This window comes from Vibrio sp. B1-2, assembly GCF_963888445.1.
GTDB classification, from domain to species: domain Bacteria; phylum Pseudomonadota; class Gammaproteobacteria; order Enterobacterales; family Vibrionaceae; genus Vibrio; species Vibrio anguillarum.
The window spans coordinates 26,658-47,380 of sequence record NZ_CAWPJH010000003.1; the positions used below are offsets into that span (position 1 = coordinate 26,658).

16 protein-coding genes and 1 pseudogene are annotated in these 20,723 nt (G+C 42.9%); 8 read left to right on the forward strand and 9 right to left on the reverse strand.

Annotated features, from left to right (window positions below):
* The first annotated feature begins 87 nt into the window (after positions 1-87).
* Positions 88-987: a LysR family transcriptional regulator gene (locus AACQ75_RS01485; RefSeq protein ID WP_170889354.1), complete on the forward strand. Its 900-nt coding sequence runs from the start codon at positions 88-90 to the stop codon at positions 985-987.
* 442 nt (positions 988-1,429) lie between these two features.
* On the opposite strand, the gene AACQ75_RS01490 is transcribed toward AACQ75_RS01485, so the two are convergent.
* From AACQ75_RS01490 to budA, 4 genes are all read right to left on the reverse strand, one after another.
* Entirely contained in the window at positions 1,430-3,598 is a 2,169-nt protein-coding gene (locus AACQ75_RS01490; RefSeq protein ID WP_170889355.1) for an SEC-C metal-binding domain-containing protein, read from the reverse strand.
* Between the two features lie 501 nt (positions 3,599-4,099).
* On the reverse strand, positions 4,100-4,858 hold the full coding sequence (locus AACQ75_RS01495) for an SDR family NAD(P)-dependent oxidoreductase (RefSeq protein ID WP_013868131.1): 759 nt from the start codon (positions 4,856-4,858) through the stop codon (positions 4,100-4,102).
* On the reverse strand, positions 4,855-6,558 hold the full coding sequence (gene alsS / locus AACQ75_RS01500) for an acetolactate synthase AlsS (RefSeq protein ID WP_170889356.1): 1,704 nt from the start codon (positions 6,556-6,558) through the stop codon (positions 4,855-4,857). Before alsS ends, AACQ75_RS01495 begins: the two co-directional genes overlap by 4 nt.
* A 97-nt stretch (positions 6,559-6,655) precedes the next feature.
* Positions 6,656-7,453, reverse strand: coding sequence for an acetolactate decarboxylase (gene budA, locus AACQ75_RS01505; RefSeq protein WP_069212237.1), 798 nt, complete (start codon positions 7,451-7,453; stop codon positions 6,656-6,658).
* Positions 7,454-7,538: 85 nt separating this feature from the next.
* Between budA and AACQ75_RS01510 the strand changes: the two genes are divergently transcribed.
* Positions 7,539-8,423 carry a LysR family transcriptional regulator gene (locus tag AACQ75_RS01510; RefSeq protein ID WP_170889357.1) on the forward strand — a complete coding sequence of 295 codons (885 nt, stop codon included), beginning with the start codon at positions 7,539-7,541 and terminating at the stop codon, positions 8,421-8,423.
* Positions 8,424-8,486: 63 nt separating this feature from the next.
* On the opposite strand, the gene glpQ is transcribed toward AACQ75_RS01510, so the two are convergent.
* A complete protein-coding gene (gene glpQ, locus AACQ75_RS01515; RefSeq protein WP_088733536.1) occupies positions 8,487-9,548 on the reverse strand; it encodes a glycerophosphodiester phosphodiesterase in 1,062 nt (353 codons plus the stop codon).
* A 99-nt stretch (positions 9,549-9,647) separates the two neighbouring features.
* Positions 9,648-11,024: a glycerol-3-phosphate transporter gene (gene glpT / locus AACQ75_RS01520; RefSeq protein ID WP_026027688.1), complete on the reverse strand. Its 1,377-nt coding sequence runs from the start codon at positions 11,022-11,024 to the stop codon at positions 9,648-9,650.
* Positions 11,025-11,518: 494 nt separating this feature from the next.
* On the opposite strand from glpT, the gene AACQ75_RS01525 reads away from it, so the two are divergent.
* Positions 11,519-12,694 carry a lytic polysaccharide monooxygenase gene (locus AACQ75_RS01525; protein WP_445285770.1) on the forward strand — a complete coding sequence of 392 codons (1,176 nt, stop codon included), beginning with the start codon at positions 11,519-11,521 and terminating at the stop codon, positions 12,692-12,694.
* Between the two features lie 91 nt (positions 12,695-12,785).
* On the opposite strand, the gene AACQ75_RS01530 is transcribed toward AACQ75_RS01525, so the two are convergent.
* Positions 12,786-13,190, reverse strand: coding sequence for a cystatin domain-containing protein (locus AACQ75_RS01530; protein ID WP_047687769.1), 405 nt, complete (start codon positions 13,188-13,190; stop codon positions 12,786-12,788).
* A gap of 398 nt (positions 13,191-13,588) precedes the next feature.
* Here AACQ75_RS01530 and ompW point away from each other — a divergent pair, with 398 nt between their 5' ends.
* From ompW to empA, 3 genes are all read left to right on the forward strand, one after another.
* Complete coding sequence (gene ompW / locus AACQ75_RS01535; RefSeq protein WP_088733533.1) at positions 13,589-14,227, forward strand: outer membrane protein OmpW; 639 nt, start codon at positions 13,589-13,591, stop codon at positions 14,225-14,227.
* 163 nt (positions 14,228-14,390) lie between these two features.
* Positions 14,391-14,534, forward strand: a complete 144-nt coding sequence (locus tag AACQ75_RS01540) for a hypothetical protein (RefSeq protein WP_019281242.1) — start codon at positions 14,391-14,393, stop codon at positions 14,532-14,534.
* A 41-nt stretch (positions 14,535-14,575) separates the two neighbouring features.
* Positions 14,576-16,411: a zinc metalloprotease EmpA gene (gene empA / locus AACQ75_RS01545; protein WP_170889359.1), complete on the forward strand. Its 1,836-nt coding sequence runs from the start codon at positions 14,576-14,578 to the stop codon at positions 16,409-16,411.
* Positions 16,412-16,485: 74 nt separating this feature from the next.
* On the opposite strand, the pseudogene AACQ75_RS01550 reads toward empA, so the two are convergent.
* Positions 16,486-16,805: pseudogene (locus tag AACQ75_RS01550) on the reverse strand (heavy metal-binding domain-containing protein).
* 119 nt (positions 16,806-16,924) lie between these two features.
* Here AACQ75_RS01550 and AACQ75_RS01555 point away from each other — a divergent pair.
* Complete coding sequence (locus AACQ75_RS01555; protein ID WP_249339392.1) at positions 16,925-17,830, forward strand: LysR family transcriptional regulator; 906 nt, start codon at positions 16,925-16,927, stop codon at positions 17,828-17,830.
* 49 nt (positions 17,831-17,879) lie between these two features.
* On the opposite strand, the gene AACQ75_RS01560 is transcribed toward AACQ75_RS01555, so the two are convergent.
* Complete coding sequence (locus AACQ75_RS01560) at positions 17,880-19,886, reverse strand: alkyl/aryl-sulfatase (protein WP_170889361.1); 2,007 nt, start codon at positions 19,884-19,886, stop codon at positions 17,880-17,882.
* 224 nt (positions 19,887-20,110) lie between these two features.
* Between AACQ75_RS01560 and AACQ75_RS01565 the strand changes: the two genes are divergently transcribed.
* Entirely contained in the window at positions 20,111-20,719 is a 609-nt protein-coding gene (locus AACQ75_RS01565) for a 2OG-Fe(II) oxygenase (RefSeq protein ID WP_170889362.1), read from the forward strand.
* Positions 20,720-20,723: the final 4 nt, after the last annotated feature.

A 20,723-nucleotide genomic window follows, 5' to 3' on the forward strand; every position in this document is an offset into this window, starting at 1 on the left:
TGTTAATTCTGGGTGAATTTACTCCTTTATTTTTTATGGATATAGGGAAATAATGAAAATAATTAATTCCAAAATTGACATAATAAGATGCGAGCAGACGACCTAATATTGTTTTCACAAGTGATGGAACTGGGAAGTTTTAGTAAAGTAGCAGAACAGAATAGCCTTACAAATTCAGTAGTTAGTAAAAGAATGGCGCGTTTAGAAGAAGAGTTAGGCGTGCAGCTATTATATCGAACTACGCGTAAATTAACTCTGACTGAAGCGGGCAAGGCACTGTTACAGGGTGCGAAAAATGTGAAGCTTGCCACTCAAGAAGCCGTCGATGCGGTGGCTGGGTTTGGTGAAAATATCAGCGGCCACATCAAAATGTCGGTACCCACCATATCAGGCGATCTAATATTGGCCGACGCGGTTGCGGAATTTTGCAATTTACACCCCGGCTTAACGGTAGACATGTCACTTGATAACCGTTTTGTTGATTTAGTAGAAGGAGGTTTTGACCTAGTGATCCGCACTGGTTATTTGGAAGATTCAAGCTTAATTGCGCGGCATATTTTAGACTCACAGTGGGTTGTGTGCGCTTCTCCCTCTTATATTGCGAAAAATGGAAAACCGTTAAAACCGGAAGATTTAGTCAACCACAACTGCTTTCAATATGCCTACCAAACCACAGGCGCTAGCGAGTGGGAATTTAAAGGTCGCAAAGGAAACTACATTGTCACAGTCTCGGGCTGCTTTTCTACGGATAATGCCACGGCACTGAGAAAAGCGGCTTTAGGCGGCCACGGCATTGCTTATGTACCGCGCTGTTTGGTTTATCATGATTTTCGGAACGGCCAGCTAGTGGATGTTTTCCCGGAACAAGTGGGCAAAAAACTGGGTATATATGCCGTGTATCCCTTTACTCGCCAACCCCCGAATAAAGTCCGCTTGCTGATAGAGCACATCCGCGCCCGCTATTTGACTATTTCACACTATTTTTGAGTGTGACTTATGTAAAGCATGTCTCCAGTTTATTTTGTAAAGGATGTCTTCGGTCTGTATACCGTTCTGTTCCTCCCCCTTTTAGGGGTAGGTTAGGAGGGGGTACTGCCAGCAACCAAGAAACACCCCACTCTAACCCTCCCCTTGAAGGGGAGGGAATCAGTTTCGTGATCGTTGAGAGTGTGCCATTTATTATGATTGGTATGGCTTACTAAAACACTTTTGCCCCATTATTTGGTAGACCTCTTACTCATTCACATCCTGTTCATGGGCTTTTCCTCTACCAAAGTTTATCCATTCTTCTAGTGGTGTTAGTTTGTAAATCCCCGTGTTGTATCATGGGGGTATATTCCACGTAACCTTATGCCGTTAACGGGGCTCAGATAAAAGAAAACCGCACCTTTCGGGTGGTTAGTTTAAAGCAAGTATATTTAGATGCCTTTTATCTACCGCAGCATCTCTTATACTTATTCCCACTACCACAGGGACACCTATCATTTCTGCCAATTTTAAATTTCATTTTCTTTTGAATATCTGACGGAGAGATTTTCTTTGTGTTATTTTTTATCTCTTTAGGTATTGCTTTTTCCATATCCTCATCATATGCCCATGGAAAATCTACTCCTCCCATGAATACTGGATATTTAGTAATAGCATCAAAAAGAACACCAAACCACTTATCAAATTTACATGAGTATTTCTTCATGTTCATGTGAGCCAACATTCGATTAGCTTCGTGCTCTAAGTCCATTTTATTCTTACATAAATCCACATGTACCGTTACACCGTATTCGTCCATAAGCAACGAAAAATCGTGTAGTTTGGAATCTTGAATACATTTGTACGAACAACCGTCTACTGCTTTATTGAAATCATTGATGGCCTTACTGGAAAATTTGAGCAATTCCAAACCAAAATTAATAACTCCCCTATCATCGCCTTTATCAATCACAGATATTAACCTTGAGAAAGGAGTGTTCACATGATAAGTGAGAATTCCCTCTGGTGTCTTTTTCCCTCCCCAGTAAGGTATTCTTCTAGACATTATTGCGTGATCTAAATCTCCACATATACTTTCATCTAAGCATGCGAATGTATAATCAGATGAAAGCCACAAATTATCCTTTAGATGATGAGATAAAATTGTCAATTCAGAGCTTGCAACAAAATCATTAAAATAACCAGCTCGTCTATCTATATAGCTAATGAAGTAAAGTGGAGTGTTTAAGAATTCACTCATCACATCCAAGAAAAATATATCCATTACAAAAGGTTTCTTGATAAGTTCAAGGTCACTATCAAGAGTTAACATGTTTAGCGACTGAAATGTTAATGATGGGTAATGTTCTGATGTAATGGCAATAGGATAGAAACAATCAATATCTAAGTTGAGTTCAATTTTTTGATTATTTTCGTCCTTTAATATGACGTTTTTGGAGTGCAAAGCTTTAGCACACTTCACAGCTTGGTCATATGCATTTTGTACTGCTGCTACAAAATCCCGCTTAGCCGCATCCCCATCACCTTGTCTAGCTGGAAGAGTTAAAGCCTTTGACTTTGCTTGAAATATTAATGCTTTGTTTCCAAATAAAACTAAGACATCTATTTCGCTTATTCTAGTTTTTGAGTCTCTATATATTTCAATGTTGCTAAATACATTTTTTTCACCGAATACCTTCTTAAGGTATTTTATGGTCATTTTTTCTACATATTCACCACGATGTTTTTCTGCCTGTTTCAAATATTTCTTATCAGTATCACGAATCCAGAAAATTGGAGATTCATATAGATTTTCTAATAAACTATAGCTGTTAAATATATAGTAATTATCATTAAAATTAATTATTGGTCGTAATTTAACATCATTCAAATCAGTAACGTTATTGAAGTTAGTGTTATTTGTTGAGCATGTAAAGCACTCTATAAATGAAGATAGTTCTGATTTTTCAAAATCAATTTTTTTACTTATAGCATCAATGTCTATTCTGAATATTTCAAGTAAGTCTTCATAGTTGGTTACTTTCTTGTAAAACCTACTTGCTTTTTCATTAATGTTTTCTTTTATTATGTTAACTATATTAACTGCATTTCTAACTGTGAATCCCTTGTTTTTAAGAATCCACTCTTCATCCTGTACATATTTTTCAATAGACAGATCGTTATATTGAAAATCATAAGCACTGTCAGCAGAATAAAATGTGGATTCACGGATAGAAGCTGGTGAACTCATAAATCTTTCACCAAAACCTTTAGATGAATCCATATCTGAAAATAATGCTTCAATAGCACTAGGGTTAAATAGCATGCTGTTATGAAGTTCTTCAAGAAGACTATCTGAATCATTTGCTAATTTATCTATTTCTTCTTGCGTTATGGCTAACTTCGTTAATGGTTTTTTAACCATTAAACCTAACAATGTATTGATTTCATTCTTGCACAACTTATTTTTAGAAAACCAATGGCTAAAATTCTCAGCAATACTCCTCCCAGGAGAAGTCACAAGAAAGTTGTCCCTAAAACAAAGGGATGCAACTGCGTATATATAGCCGTTTGATTTACAAATTTCTTCTAGTTGACTAAAGACATCTTGCTCTGCTCTATGCTTTATCATTATCACACCTTTTTCCTAGCCTATGAGTACGAGATTATAGTTTCTTGAACTTCACTATTTAGTGAAGGATCTCATGTTTAGTGGAGTGTCTTGTCTTGCAATTTTTAGTAGATAGGAAGTGGTCTTAAGCTCCAACTCGCTTTGAATCGCCAACAGAGCAACGCCTAACTGACAAATTTGACTTACAAAAAATTATTAATGAATTGCTAATATTCAATTTTTCGTAACGCATTTTTGTCCAATTATATGCTCTAGAGTGGAAGCTGATACCGTTCTGTTCCTCCCCCTTTAAGGGGGAGGTTAGGAGGGGGTGCTGCCAGCAACCAAGAAACACTCCACCCTAACCCTCCCCAATTAGTTTCGTGTTTGTTGGAGTTGTACTAATTGTGGAAAAGGAGGCCTTTTAGGGCTGAAAGGTTTATGGGGCTTGTTTTGAATTATGCGGTTTTAAAATATCAGCCAGCACGGAAAATGGTTTAGGTACTGGCTGAATTTTCGTGGTTAAACGATTTTAGGTTGGCCGTCGGAAGCGGTAGCGCCACCATCGACGGGTAAATTGACACCATTGATAAACGATGCATCGTCGCTGGCTAAAAAGGCCACTGCGGCGGCAATTTCGCTCGGTTCTGCGGCGCGTCCTAGTGCGATGCGCTCGTTAAATTTATCTCTAATCTCTTGCGACCAACCATTGGTCATATTGGTTTTAACTAAGCTTGGGCACACGGCGTTAATTCGCACGCCAGCGGCACCGTGGTCTAACGCCATGGCGCGAGTGAGGTTAACTACCGCGCCTTTACTGGCGCAGTAAAATGCGGCACCCCAGTCGCCACCTAAGCCAGAGACTGAAGCGGTGTTGACTATGGTCCCCTGCGTTTTTAGCAGTTCAGGTAAGGCAAATTTAGAGCAATACACTACGCCATCAATATTCACCGCTGATATTTTCTTCCAATCTTCAACGCTGCTTTCTAAGACGGAGCCGGGGATGTGGATGCCCGCATTGTTGACTAAAATGTCGAGCTTACCGAAGCGTGATACGGCGTTATCGATCATGGCTTTTACTTTTTTAGGATCGGAGACGTCAATCACTTGCGCCGCGACGCGTGTTGAGTCAAAAGCTTCGATGGCGGTGGCGAGTTGCTCTTCATTCCAGTCGGCCAGTACTACATTGGCCCCTTCATCATATAAACGCTGTGCTATCGCAAAGCCGATGCCGTTGGCGGCACCCGTGACTAAAGCGACTTTATGGGTTAAACCATTCATATTGTTTCTCCTTCGATATGCTCAAAAATTGGATCTCGATTTTCTTGTGTTCTGGGTAGCATCAACTTGTAGTTGTCGCTGTAATCAACGGGGATAGCGATGACAGCAGGTCCTTGAGTTTCCATGGCTTGATGCAGCATAGGCATCAGTTGATGACGTTCGGTCACGGCAAAGCCTTGCGCGCCAAATGATTCGGCATACGCTTTAAAGTCTATCGGGCCAAATTTTATTCCGGATGGGCGTTGATACTTTTTCATCTCTTGTATCTCGACCATGTTGTAGGCGTTATCGACCCAGATGATATGTACAATGTTGCATTTTAGGCGGACGGCAGTTTCTAACTCCATGCTTGATTGCATGAAGCCGCCATCACCAGAAACAGACACCACTTTGGTACTGGGTTTAAGCAGGTTTGCACCAATCGCCCAAGGTAGGGCAACGCCCATAGTTTGCTGACCATTGGAGATCAGCATTTGACGGGCGCGAAAACAGCTTAAATAACGCGCAATCCAGATATGGAAGCTGCCCATATCCAGACACAAAGTGGTGTCTGGGGTAATAATGGATTGCATCGCTTTGATTAAGGTTAATGGATGAAACCCATGCTGAGATTGACGAGTAGGGTAGGATTTTATTATCTGCCGCTGTTGCGCCACTTCCTCTAAAATCGATAAGGCTTTGGGAGAGAGGCGTGCGAAATTGGTGACACAATCGGTCATATCATCCAGTGATTGAACGATGTTGCCGACAATTTCCACGCAAGGTTGGTAATTGAGCTGATACTCTGCTGGTTCAATGTCTAAGTGGATGATTGGGGACTGTTTTGCGTTCCAAAGCTCTGGGTCGTACTCGATAGGGTTAAAACCAATAGTGACAATCAGGTCAGCATCTTGCAGCAATACATCTCCGGGCTGATTGTTAAATAAACCTACGCGGCCAGCGAAATGGTGATAATAGTTAATATCAACTGCCCCAGCGGCTTGATAGGTTCCGACTACAGGCAGTTGAGTGGTGCGCAAAAAACGGCTGATGGCTTGAGCATTTTCAGCGCGACTGGCGTGTAAGCCGAGTAAGACGACGCAGCGCTGTGACTGCTCGATTCGGGTAATGGCTTCTTCGATCGCTTCTGGGTTGGCTTGGCTTGAATGAACATTACGTGATGGAACAATAATATCGGTGAGAGTGTGGTCGGATAACACATCTTGGGGAATGCTAACGAAACATGCCCCCGGTCGGCCTGATTCTGCCGTGCGAAAGGCATTTGCCATCACTTCGCTGGCGGCATCAACATGTTGAATTTCTGCACTGGATTTTGTGATAGAGCGGAAAATACTGACGGTATCCATACTCTGGTGCGTTTGCTTTTGTTGATCTGCTCGTTTGACCGCGCCGCCGATAGCGACAAGCGGGTCACCTTCTGAATTGGCAGTGGCAACCCCTGAAACCAAGTTGCCACAGCCCGGGCCTGAGGTCACCATGGTGACTCCGGCTTTGCCAGTTAAACGGCCGATGACGCCGGCCATAAAGGCCGCATTGGCTTCGTGACGCACTGGGATCATTTGAATATTGGTGTCTTCAATGGCGTCAAATAACCGATCAATTTTGGCCCCCGGAATGCCAAAAATATAGCGGACATCCAAAGATTCCAGCTGTTGAGCGATTAATTGAGCGCCGTTTCTAGTGGTAGGTTTTGTATTCATTTTTATACCCTTATTGTTGACTGACGTTGACACTTCTTCACGAAGTGGTGCTATCTGGCGGCTTTTTTCAATTCAATTCTTTTTCTCCTGTTCAGCGCTATTTTTCCGCTTTTTCAATCGCGGTTCGGATGTCATTGGGAGCTAGGTTGGCTTTAAGGAAATCTAGCGAAGTTGGGGTATCAATTACCAAGCGCGATACTTTGCCAATTTGCAAAAAGCCCGACGAAATAGAGTAGTCCTGTATGTGGCCGCCGCCTTTTCTATCTTCGGTAATGAAATGTTCGTGATACCCCGGAACGTTAATACCTGTGGTGTACTGCGGGCTTCTAAAACCGGCGATAACGCCTTGTTTGAAGGTGAAATTAAATGTGGGCTGCTCTTTTACAACATCTAACATTGGGCGAAATGGGCGAGTTTGACGCGGCACGGTACGCGTTCTGACAAACTGATATAAACCGTCAATGCGTACTGCGCAGAAAATATTGTCACTGGGTACTAGCTCATCAATCAGATGATGAACGTCAGCACGAGACATTTTAGAGGTGATGGGAACTTCAACATCAGGAGTAAAAAAAGTCATGACGGCGAAGGGAGTTTGCTGCGCTAAGTGTGCGGGGTTAGCCGAACCATCGGCTTTTAATTGGAAAACTTCTTTATCAAACGCAATGAGCTCACCGTCTAATTGATTGAATGTGCCCAAGCCAAAATCGCCATGTTGCAGCAGTTGTTCAACCGTTGTTGCGCCTTCATAAACGCCAGCAATCAACGCACTCATCAACGAAGTTTGGTAAATCTCTCCATCCCCCGTTACATGATGATATTCAGCAAACTCTTTTGCTACATCGAGAGAACAAGCACAAAGCGGAGTGTAGAATCCACGCATGAGAATAACCATTTATGCAATAAAGTGTATATTTAGATTGACTTCTCCACGTGGCTAAATCCAATATAAATAAGATTTATTTCTATATGGAAAAGATATGGAGTTTCGCTATCTCAAGTATTTTGTGGCGGTGGCACAAACTCGCCATTTCACACGAGCGGCTGAAGTGTTAGGTATTGCTCAACCACCGTTGAGTCAGCAGATAAAGAAATTGGAGCATGAGCTCGGTACGCTGTTATTCAAGCGTTTACCACGTGGGGTAGAGCTGACCGAGGCTGGGCAAATGTTTTATGTTGATGCGGTCACCATCTTAAATGATGTGGATCGAGCGAAGGCGAAAGTAAAACAGCTGGCGCGTGGAGAAAAAAATGAAGTGCGGATGGGCTTTGCTACTTCGGTTGCGATGAATACCCAAATATTATCCCGAGTGCGGGAGATAAGGGACAATTTTTCAAACGTGAATCTCACTGCGGTTGAGCAAGCGATGCCAGAGTTGGTTGAGCAGTTGAAAGCTAAGCAGTTGGATATAGCATTGGTGCGTTTACCTTGTTATGCCAGTGAGTCTTTACAGCGGGTGGTTTTATTTGAAGAGCCTTTTGTCGCGGTGATCCCTTTAGGGCATCCATTGGCTGGAAAAGATCGCCTTACTTTAGCTCAGTTAAAAAATGAGTACGTTTTGTTGTTTCCTCGTGAAACGGGGCCAGCATTGCATGATGGTATGAAAGCGCTGTTTGACGATGTGGGCATCCGTGTCGATCAACGTTTTTCGGCTCCACAGTTGAGGTCTATGGTTGCAATGGCTCAAGCAGGATTTGGCGTAGCTGTTGTACCCCAATCACTGGCTGAACATATCGATGATTCTGCCGTGATCACTCCCATCGAGGAGATGCCTTTTAACAGCCAAATTGCGGTGCTTTGGGAAGCCAGTAACTTAAATAAGCATGTGCTTAAGGTGGTGAAGGCATTAAGTCACCAAAAATAACATCCCCAGCATGATGATACTGGGGATGAAGCGTGCCAAAGTGGTAAGGTTAATCACGCTTACTTAGCGAGTTGAATGCAAAAACTCCACTGCTTTATCAGGATAGTCCGTAAATAAACCATCCACTTTTACAGTGTTGTAGAACACATCGAGCATCCCATCAAAGCTGTCGGCATAAGGTGCAATGCGATCGGGCTCTGCGCGGAAGGTATAAGGGTGAACGATCAACCCTGCGGTTTTAGCGGCTTTCATCAATGGCTTGATGATGATGTTTTCTTTGGTTGAAGCGTCGTCAACCAACATAGGTTTCCACGGGCCAATGCCATCGGCGTAGGTAGCGACTTGCTTCATGCCGTTTGCTTCGAACATCCAATCATAGCTGTATGGCTGTGCTTGGTCGCCATCATAGATCATGGTCTCATTCCAATCGGTGTAGGCCATCAATTGAACCAGTTTGAGGTCCATGTTCATTGCTGGAAGCAGTTCATCATTAATGCGCTTTAGCTCGATAGGATCAAAACATTGCAAGTAAACGTTTGACTCTTGACTGTCGTAACCATATTCCTTCAGCATTTTCAGTACCGCTTTACTGATGTCTTTACCTTCATGGCGGTGGAACCAAGGCGCTTTGATTTCTGGATAAATACCAATATCGTAACCGAGCGTTTTGTTCAGCCCTTGGATCAGCTCGATCTCTTCCGCTAAGGTTGGGACGGTGAAGTCTGATTTCCAAAGAGGGAAACGGTTGGGGAAACCAGCGGTTTTATTGCCTTTGTCATCGATATTAAAACCTTCAGTTACGCGCAGGCTTTTGATCTCTGCCAGCGTAAAATCGATGGCGTAATAGCGGCCATCACCACGTGCACGGTCAGGGAAACGCTCTGCAACGTCAGTGACGCGGTCAAGATAGTGATCGTGAAGAACCACCAATTGGTCATCCTTGGTCATCACGACATCTTGTTCAATAAAATCAGGCTTCATGCCGTAAGCAAGCGCTTTGGCTTCAAGGGTATGTTCAGGCAGATAACCGGAAGCGCCGCGATGCGCTATCACCAATGGTTCTGCTTGAACCCACGCCGAGCTGGCTAAAGTAGCCATGGAAAGTGCGAGTAGTGTCAGTTTCATATTGTTATCCTTAAAAATTCCCCCTGACGTTGCAGGGGGAGAGTTTTGATTCAAAGTGAACAGTGCGTAACGTAAATTCAACACATTTAGGTGTCAGATTTATGATTGTGTTGACGCTTTTTCTTCCGCAAGTCTGTCTTTTTCTTTATGGTGAGCACGCTCGCCAATGTAGGCATACAGCAGACAAAGGATAGAAATACCGCACGAAGCGACTAGGATCATAAAGCCGCCATCCCAACCAAAGTGGTCAACGGTGTAACCCAATACCGCATTTGCCGCTACTGCGCCGCCGAGATAACCAAACAAACCTGTTAAACCTGCTGCGGTACCTGCTGCTTTTTTCGGAGCCAGTTCCAGTGCGTATAAACCAATCAGCATTACTGGGCCATAAATTAAGAAACCAATCGCAACAAGAGCCGCCATGTCGATACCTGGGTTACCAGCAGGGTTAAACCAGTAAATGAGTACCGCAAAAGTAACGAGAACCATGAATAAGATGCCCGCAGGTGCACGACGGCCTTTGAATACTTTGTCGGATATCCAACCACACAATAGCGTTCCCGGAATACCTGCCCACTCATACAAGAAGTACGCCCAAGAAGATTTATCAACGGTGAACTCTTTAGCTTCTTTCAAATAAACAGGAGCCCAGTCCAATACGCCATAACGAATGAGATACACAAAAGCGTTGGCAATAGCGATAGACCACAACAATTTGTTAGAGAAAACGTACTTAAAGAAGATTTCCTTCGCGGTCATCTCATTCTCATGAGATTTATCGTAGTCGTCTGGGTAGTCATCTTTATACTCTTCAATCGGTGGTAAACCACAAGATTGCGGCGTATCGCGCAGTGTCATCCAAATGAAAATGGCAACTAAGGTCGCAAAAAAGGCAGGAACGTAAAATGCGGCGCGCCAGTCATCGTTAAATGCCCAAAGACCAAACAAGAAAAGGGGACCAATTAAGCCACCGCCGACGTTGTGGGCTACGTTCCATACAGAAACAATTTCCCCACGTTCTTTACGTGACCACCAGTGAACCATGGTACGGCCACAAGCAGGCCAGCCCATACCTTGGAACCAACCGTTTAAGAACAGCAAAATAAACATCGCAGTAATGCTGCCTGTTGCCCACGGCATAAAACCGAAACAGAACATTACTAACGCAGACATTAAAAGGCCTGCACTTAAGAAGTAGCGTGGGTTAGAGCGGTCAGAAACACTCCCCATTAAAAATTTAGATAGGCCATAAGCAATCGATACGGCGGCAAGAGCTACCCCGAGATCACCGCGGCTAAAACCTTGGTCAATCAAATAAGGCATCGCCAAACTAAAGTTCTTACGAACAAGGTAGTAGCCTGCGTAGCCGAAGAAAATACTGATGAATAACTGCCAGCGCAAGCGGCTATAAGTGCTATCGAGCCGCTCAGTAGCGAGCCTCTCGATATGCGCTTGGGGTTTAAAGATACCAAACATAGTTGACCTCATTAATGTAGTGCGATGGTTCTAAAGCTCGAACGATAAAAAATGTTTCATTCGAAAGAGAACGGCATTGTCGTGTGCAACTAAATGTATTTCTGTGACAAATGTTACAAGGGAATTAATTTGTGCATAAAAACAAATGATTAGTTTTCATTTTTTCATGGTTAGTGCCATTAAATTGAGATGTAATCGTTTTCATTTTTGTTCGCGAGATGTTTGTTTTTGGTTGTTTTGTCGTCAATTGAATCGCAGATAAGGAAAGTTGGCAAAAATTGTTAAACCATGAAGTCACTCGAAACTCACTGTGAGTTCAATGACTCATATCCTTTTTGATTGGAAAGAGAGTGGCAAAATAAGCAAATAGTCCAGTATTCCTACCCAGATTTGACACTGCCTATTGATAATTCTTGCTAGCTTTGATTGGCAATTTATGTGTTACAGAGTGTCGTTCTGTGGCATTGATGTTAATAATACAAAAAGGAAGAATGATGAATAATATTAATAAAGTCAGTGTTTTGGGTTTGCTTTCATTGAGCGGATTGCTTTCTGCTCATGCACAAGCTCATGGTTGGGTTGAATTTCCGAGCGCGCGGCAAAATACCTGTTACCTAGATGGTGGTTTCTGGAGTAATACGATCCCTAATGCAGCATGCCAAGCGGCTTTTGATCAGTCTGGAGCTTATCCTTTTGTACAACGCAATGAAGTGGCGGCCAATGTGGCAAATTATCGTGATATGGCTCATGTTCAAGCTGTTGTTCGCGACGGCTTGTTGTGTTCCGCAGGCAGCAACGCGAAAGCAGGGTTAGATGTTGCTTCACCTCATTGGCAAAAAACGGCCGTGAATTTAGACGCTAATCAACAAATCGAATTAGTCTTTAATGCTACCGCGCCACATAACCCCTCTTATTGGGAGTTTTATCTCTCTAAACCGACTTATACCGGTGAGGCCCCATTAACTTGGGATGATCTGGATCTTATTGATACCAAAGGTAATATCACCGTGGGGACGGATAAAAAATATCGCATCAAGATTACCCTGCCTGCCGATAGAAGTGGTGATGCTGTGCTTTATACTCGCTGGCAGCGTATTGATGCCGCGGGCGAAGGTTTTTATAACTGCAGTGATATTAGTTTTAGCGGTGGTGGATCAAACCCAACGGATCCGACAGACCCATCAGAACCTGCGCAGAATCTCAGCGATCTTGGTGGTTATCTTTCACAAGGTTTCGGTCCTGTTGAATCTGGCGATACGGTTCGTTTGCGTACCTTCGATGCCAATGGCAATGAAACGACCGATATCAGCTTAGCGATTTCAGCCAATAATACAGCAACGTGGCCAGCGGAAATGGCAGGTCAGTTTAACCAAGTGAAAAAAGGGGAGTGGTTTATTGGGATTTGGCATCAAGAAATGAATCACTATATGTACGATAGTCAGAATCTGTATGCTAATCGTGTATTTGCTCCAAACGCGACTTATAGTTATCAGCTTTCTTTGCTAAAAGAGGAAACGCCACAGCCACCTGTCTCCGATAATGCTTGGAATGCGACTAAAATTTATACGTCCGGTGATGTCGTTATGCACAATCAGCAAACTTGGACCGCGCAGTGGTGGACAAACAATGAAGAGCCCGGAACTACGGGTGAATGGGGTGTATGGCGATAGTATTAAATAGCTATAGTATCGAGTAGCAAAAAGAGGCCATGGCCTCTTTTTGCTCTCTAACTCTGGTTTAATAATGGCTTATGAGATGAGGTTATTCACACAATTTGCCTTGTTTTGCTGGTTGGGTTAACGAGTAATCACCTTCTAAACTGCGATAGATTATCGCATTCCAAATGCTGCCATCCGCCATTTCAAACTCAATGGCATAATTCACCCCGTTAACCACTTGTGAACGGACATCGATAATGTCTTTTAATTGTGCATTGCTCTCCATTTGTGCTAAAGCGCTCTTCAACGCTTCTTTAGCTTCGTCGGTAATTTTTGTCGCTTGCCAACCTCCCGGCATCAACTCACTTGCACAGATGGGTGACGGTACGGCATCTGTTTCCGTCACCATCACGGTGGGCTCTAGAGCCTTAGTACTTTCTGTTTGTGTTTGTTGATCACACCCCGCTAACGCGAGCAAACCAAATAGAGGTAAAAGAAATCGTTTCATTGAGTTGTCCTTTGTTTTTAGAAAAGCAGAAAGGGTTAATCTGAGGAGTTCATATTAACAATTGTGGTGTGAGGAGTCCGTCAAGCTCTGTTAGGTGCGTGATAAATTATGATGATATTTTCTGACAATAAAACGTTATTACTATTTCTTACCAATATTGTCAGTTTTTAACCATAAATAATAAAGCCATTTCAACGTTAGGCTAGGTGTGATGCACATAAAAAACGCATTACATGACTGTGTGTTTTTATGCCTAGAAAAGTGATCAAGGTTGCAGAGTTGTAAGCTGATCGGCGATAAATTTTACAAATTGATTTCCATCAAAAAAGTATGGTTTTTATGTGCTACTGTGCGCGCAAATAAAAACTATTACCCCGCCCTACAAAAAGGAAATCACAATGAAAAAAACACTTTGCGGCCTTGCCGTGCTTTCTGCTCTTGTTTCTACGAATGTTTTTGCCCACAAAGAAGGTGACTTTATTGTGCGTGCCGGTCTTGCCGCTGTGGTGCCCAATGATAGCAGCGATGGTATTTTAGGCTCAAATGAAGAGCTTGCTGTGGACTCAAACGTTCAGCTTGGCTTAACAATAGGCTATATGATCACCAACAATATTAGCTTTGAAGTGTTAGCGGCTACACCTTTTAGCCATACTATTTCAACCAATCTTTTGAACTTAGGTGACATTGCTGAAACAAAACATCTACCGCCGACTTTTATGTTGCAATACTACTTTGGTGAAGCGTCATCGAAATTCCGTCCTTATGTTGGAGCGGGCATTAACTACACCATGTTCTTCGATGAAGGTTTTAATGGAAAAAATACCGATTTAACGGATCTCAAACTCAAAGATTCTTGGGGCCTAGCGGCCAATGCAGGATTTGATTATATGCTCAACGAACAGTGGTTTTTGAATGCATCAGTTTGGTATGCCGATATTGAAACTGAAGCGACTTATAAGTATCAAGGTGTCGAGCAGAGAACTGATGTGACCATTGATCCTTGGGTATTTATGATAGGCGCTGGTTATAAGTTTTAGTGGTAGCAAGGTGATTAATAGAAGGCAGCGAGCGCTGCCTTTTTCAATTTCAAGCAAAAATTATATTGATAGTTATGTGCACTATTAAATGTACACATAATTATCATTTATGTTTATCTCGTTAATATATAAGTTAATTATTGTAATAAATCTTCGAGTTATTTTGGCTATTGTCTTTTTTGTGACCATTTTATTTGACGCTCGTTTTGCACTATTTTTCCGTGCTACTGGCGAAGTTGGTTTTCTTGATCCATTTTCAATGAGCGAATCATTCGCAGTCACGTCGCTGGTGGTTGATTGGATGTAAGTCGTCAGCGGATGCTAATAATAACTCTCTAGGATTGAGAAATGAAAAAAGTACAACGTCAAATGAAGTGGCTATTCCTCGCAGCCTCTATCAGCGCAGCACTACCAGTATCAGCCGCGAAAATGGTGCAGGTTGATGATCCAAGTCTACTAGAACAAACTTTATCCATGCAGGCTCGCAGTATTGTGCCAACACAAAATGGCTTTCAGGTGGTAAAAAGCGTCACTCTACCTAATGGTAAAGTCAAAGTTCGTTACCAGCAGATGTATCATGGTTTACCGGTCTTTAATACGTCAGTCGTAGCAACGCAAACTGAGAAAGGTATCGGCCAAGTTTACGGCATGATGGCGCAGCAAATTGATTCTGATGTGGTAAGTACTTCACCACAAGTTGAACAAAAGCAAGCGGTTAGTATTGCACTTACGCATTACCAACAACAAAACCCGTCACTAACGAGTGCGGATCTTGTTACAGAAAACGAGCGTGCTCAATTGATGGTGCGTTTGGACGAAAACCAAATGGCTCAAATGGTTTATTTAGTCGACTTCTTTGTTGCAACCAATGAGCCTGCACGGCCATTTTTCTTTATTGATGCGAATTCTGGTGACGTATTACAAACTTGGGAAGGGTTAAACCATGCAGAGGCGACGGGTACTGGACCTGGTGGAAATCAGAAGACAGGTTTTTATCAGTACGGAACAGATTTCCCAGGGTTAGTGATAAATAAAGTAGGCAACACCTGCAGCATGATGAATAGCGCTGTAAAAACCGTGGATATGAAGCATGCGACATCGGGTGGTTCAACGTTCAGCTATTCATGTACCGACGCGAGTAATTACAACGATTACAAAGCGATTAATGGCGCTTATTCACCGCTTAATGACGCACACTACTTTGGCAAAGTGGTGTTCGATATGTACAAAGACTGGATGAACACCACTCCATTAACCTTCCAGCTAACTATGCGTGTGCATTATGATAGCAACTATGAAAACGCCTTCTGGAACGGATCGTCCATGACCTTTGGTGATGGCCAAAATACATTTTATCCATTAGTGGATATCAACGTCAGTGCGCATGAAGTAAGCCATGGTTTTACCGAGCAGAACTCAGGACTTGTTTACCAAAATATGTCTGGTGGTATCAATGAAGCGTTCTCTGATATTGCTGGGGAAGCAGCTGAATTTTATATGAAAGGCAGCGTTGACTGGGTGGTCGGGAGCGACATTTTCAAATCTTCCGGTGGCTTACGTTATTTTGATCAACCGTCAAAAGATGGCCGTTCTATCGATCACGCTTCTCAATACTACAATGGATTAAATGTTCACTATTCAAGTGGTGTGTTTAATCGCGCGTATTATTTGCTAGCCAACAAAGCCAATTGGTCGGTTCGTAAAGGTTTTGAAGTGTTCACCGTCGCTAACCAGTTATATTGGACAGCAAACAGTACCTTTGACCAAGGTGGATGTGGCGTCGCAAAAGCGGCACAAGACTTAGGTTATAACAAAGCGGATGTGGTTGATGCCTTTAACCAAGTGGGCGTAAATGCTAGCTGTGGCGTAGTGCCTCCAACGGAGAATGTGCTAGAAAAAGGCAAACCAGTAATAGGGTTACAAGGTACGCGAAGCTCCGAAGCCTTCTATACCTTTACGGTCGCAAGCTCAACCAGCGCTAAAGTTTCGATCAGTTTGGGCTCAGGTGATGCTGATTTGTATGTCAAAGCCGGCAGCAAACCAACCACTTCTTCGTGGGATTGTCGCCCTTACAAATCGGGCAACAATGAACAGTGCACAATTTCTGCAACACCAGGAACCACCTACCATGTGATGCTCAAAGGCTATAGTAACTACAGTGGTGTAACCCTGCGGTTAGATTAATCACTCTACTTTATTTGACTTTCAAGTAGTTAAGGTTATAAAGGGGCAGATCTTCGCCCCTTTTACTCGTTTGGTCATTCCACAATCACGGCCGTTCCACTGACTGATACCATCAGCATACCGTTGGTCTTTCCAAATGTTTCATAATCAAGGTCAACACCGATAACTGCATTTGCGCCTAATTCTTTAGCTCGAGCCTCCAACTCTTCTAGTGCAATCATCCTTGCTTTTTGTAGTTCCTGTTCATAGGTGGCAGATCGTCCACCGACAATATCGCGTATTCCTGCGAAAATATCTTTAAAAATATTGGCACCTAAAATAGCTTCGCCTGTAATTATGCCGCAGTAACGTACGATTTTTTTCCTTCAATTGTCGGAGTGGTGGTGATGTACATAAAATGTCTCTCCTAGAGATAGGTGTGAATATCGCTCGATGCATGATTGGCTATTTCCAATCTAAAATCCAGAGATTACTATGGGTGAACTTTATGTAAACACAACTCTGGTTGGTGTAATGAAAGTACAACGAAAATTTGATCTCAACCTACTAAGAGTTTTTATTTCAGCCTATCAGACGGAGTCGGTAACCAAAGCGGCCGAGCAATTAGATTTAACTCAATCAGCAGTGAGCAACGCTTTAGCTCGTCTAAAAGAGCAGGTAGGAGGCGATCTCTTTATCCGAACAGGAAGAGGGATTAAACCGACACGTTTTGCTCAAGATTTGTATCAAAGTATCCAATCTCCATTAATGGAAGTGGAATCAATGCTGCAAGGCATCAACCAGTTTGATCCTAAAACATCGACTCGCCGATTTTTAGTCTATTGCCATGAGGCACAAATTCATGTGTTGCGGCAACGATTGGATCAGTCATTGATAGACATGAGTATTGATGTGGTATTGATGGAGCCGCCATCTAATGAAGAGCGTTTGTATGAAGAACTGCAGCTAGAAAAAGTCGATTTAGTGATCGATGTCGAAGCGCCTCAGAGTAAAATATTTCGATCAACTCTCCTAAAAGAAGATCATTTGTGCTGTGTTGTTCGTAAAGGTCATTCTCGGTTATTCAAGCAAGCTTTAAGCAAGGTCGAATACTTACAAGAAAAACATGTATTGTTGAAAATGCGTCGTTCACAGCTCCCTTTTCTCGATTGGTTTGTGAAAGAAGTGGTGCCTGTGCGGCAGGTATACAGTCAACATTCGTCGTTAATTGGTATGTTAGCGGCTGTCTCTTATAGTGATGCAGTTGCGGTTGTGCCGGTGACGTTTGCACAGCAGTACCAGCACGTCTTTCAATTGAACATTCTTCCGTTTCCCTTTGAAGACCAACTTCTTCACTCACATATGGTTTGGTTGAGTAAAATGAATTTGAATCCAGCTAACCAGTGGTTGAGGCATTTAATTTCCGCACTATCACAATAAAAAAAGCAGCCGAGATTAGGCTGCTTTATCATATTAAGCGTAATTTAAATCAAGGTGTTACAATGCCGAAATTGCTGTCGAACGTGTCAAGGATACTAATAAATTTGTCAAACTTCGTCTGGTCTGAGACAGTGAATTTACCGCCTTTTACTGCGTCTGGTAACGACGTTGTGCCTGTCAGAAGCTGAACAAAGGTCTCATGTGAGAAGCTTAACGTAATATCAGCTTGGTCAAATTGACGATTTTGATAAGTTTTTAATACCGCGTTTGATAGCTTCAATGCATATTGACCATTTGTCGTTTGATCATCACCTTTCACTTTGATGTTAACCGTCATATTCATGTTACTAGCAAGGTCTGGTTTTACACGAACCGCTAATGATTCTAATACAGAATATACTGGCATATTGGCAACAATCGCTGTTGTATCTGGGGTCGCCGCTGGTGTGAAACCGTGGCGTAGCTCTTTAGCGCCGATCAGGTAGTAATTACGCCAAGGGCCAGATTCGGCTTGGTAGCCCAGTTGTTCCATAGCATCAGCTTCTAAGTAGCGAGCGTCCATATTCTCTGGGTTTGAAAATGTCACGTTGTTCAGCAAGGTGGCAGCCCAGCGGTACTCGCCATTTTTAATCGCTTGTTTGGCGATTTCGATAACCTTATCTTCACCACCAATGGCTTCAACGTATTTTGCTCCTTGCTCCGATGGTGTGAGTGGGTTTAAGTTGGCTGGGTTGCCGTCCCACCATGCGCCGAAATAAAAGTCATAAGTGGCACGAGCGTTGTGCGACACTGTGCCGTAGTAACCACGGTTATACCAAGCTTTATCAAGTGATTCTGGCAGCGTGATGGATGCTGAAATTTCGTTAGGTGTGTAACCTTGGTTGGCTAAACGTAGCGTTTGATCGTGAACAAATTTGTACATGTCGCGTGTTTTTTCAAGCTGCTCGGTGATGTTGTTCGTTCCCCAAGTCGGCCAGTGGTGAGAACCAATCATCACATCAGACTTAGCTGCAAACATTTCTAACGACTCATCTACATAAGCCACCCATGCATTGGCGTCACGAGTTCGCGCGCCGCGTAATGTAGAGATGTTATGAATGGTATGGGTCATCACTTCAGATGCCATTAAGACGCGGTGTTTAGGGAAGTAGAATATAAACTCTGAAGGTGCTTCGGAACCATTTGCCATTTGGAATTCGACTTCAACACCATCAATTTGATGAATTTCACCCGTATCCAAAACTTCCATAGTTTGCTCTACAATGCCTGGTTTACCAGTTGACGTTGTTTTACCCAATCCCCCATCAACTTTACCAGTAGGACCGGCTTCGACCATATTGCCATACATGTAGCTAGCACGGCGGCTCATGGCATTACCCGCTAGCACATTTTCTGAAATTGAATGTTCAAAGAAATCTTTTGGAGCAATAACGGGAACCTTACCGCTTTCAATATCTTTCTTATTCGTGACTCCCCAAATGCCGCCAAAGTGGTCTATATGAGAATGAGTAAATACCACCGCTGAAACTGGTGCATCTTCAACGTGTTGACGTAACAGCTCAATCCCCGCTTTAGCGGTTTCTTCCGACAGCAGAGGGTCTATTACTATCCAACCGTGCTCACCGCGGACAAAGGTCATCACAGACAAATCAAAGCCACGGATTTGGTATATATCCTCTTTAACCTTGAATAAACCATGCTGATTATTGAGTTTAGCCATGCGTTGTAAAGAAGGGTTAATAGTATCAATGTTGTGGTCGGTATTGACAAAATCGAACTTAGTAAAATCCCATACAACATTGCCGTTTTTGTCTTTAATCGTACTTTCTGGCCATGTCGCAATGAAGCCGCGAGTCGCATCTTCAAAATCACGGGTATTGGCAAAGTCCAGGTAGTTTGCTAATTGGGCATTTTTTTCGACAGTAAATTCACTTGCTGATTTAACGTTAGGGCTAGGCACAGTTAATGATAATGAGCTAGTTGATTGTATGTTTGCTCCTGCAGTAGCCAGTGTACTTATTATGGTAAAGGATAGCGGGAGGAGTCGTAGATTCATGATGGCCTCTCTATAGTTAATGTAATATCGGTGCAGAGTCATCATAGTGAAAAACGAGGCATTAAATCATTATAGGAAGCTAATGATCTAATATTTACATTATAAATATCATGGGTCGTTTGGGCTTCCACAAATTCGCCTTGTCTTAAGCATCGAAACACCGATTTGTTGTTATGGCTTGCTATCGATATAACCACAGCACTTTTGTTATATGTAGTGTGAAAATGTCGTTAGATAAATTGATGGACGCAATTGCCGATCAAGGTTGGTACATATGGGATGACTTTTTAACACCAGAGCAAACCAAAAACCTACGAGCGTGTACGCCACCGCAGTTACAAGTGGCGCGAATTGGCAGGCACGATGCCTTGCAATTAGAGGTTGAAATACGCAACGATAAAATCCAGTGGATTGAAAACAGCATGGGCCTGCCTGTGCAAGACTATTTGCAACGTATGGAGCAAATTCGGCAAGAGGTTAACCGCCACTTTTTTCTTGGGCTATTTGAATACGAAGCTCATTTTGCCAAATATGAAATAGGGGCATTCTACCAAAAACACCTCGATGCCTTTACAGGTAACGCCAGCCGCAAACTGACGACGGTATTTTATATGAATGATCGGTGGTGTGGTACTGATGCAGGTGAGTTGGTTATTTACGATGTTGAAGATCAGTATCTCGCGACGGTTGCGCCGATAGCGGGGCGTTTACTGGTCTTTTTATCCGAACGTTTTCCGCATGAAGTACAACCTACCAATGCTGAGCGTTTCAGCATCGCTGGGTGGTTTCGCATTAATGGCGTGACAGGCAACAAGCTCGATATTGCCAGTTAACGCA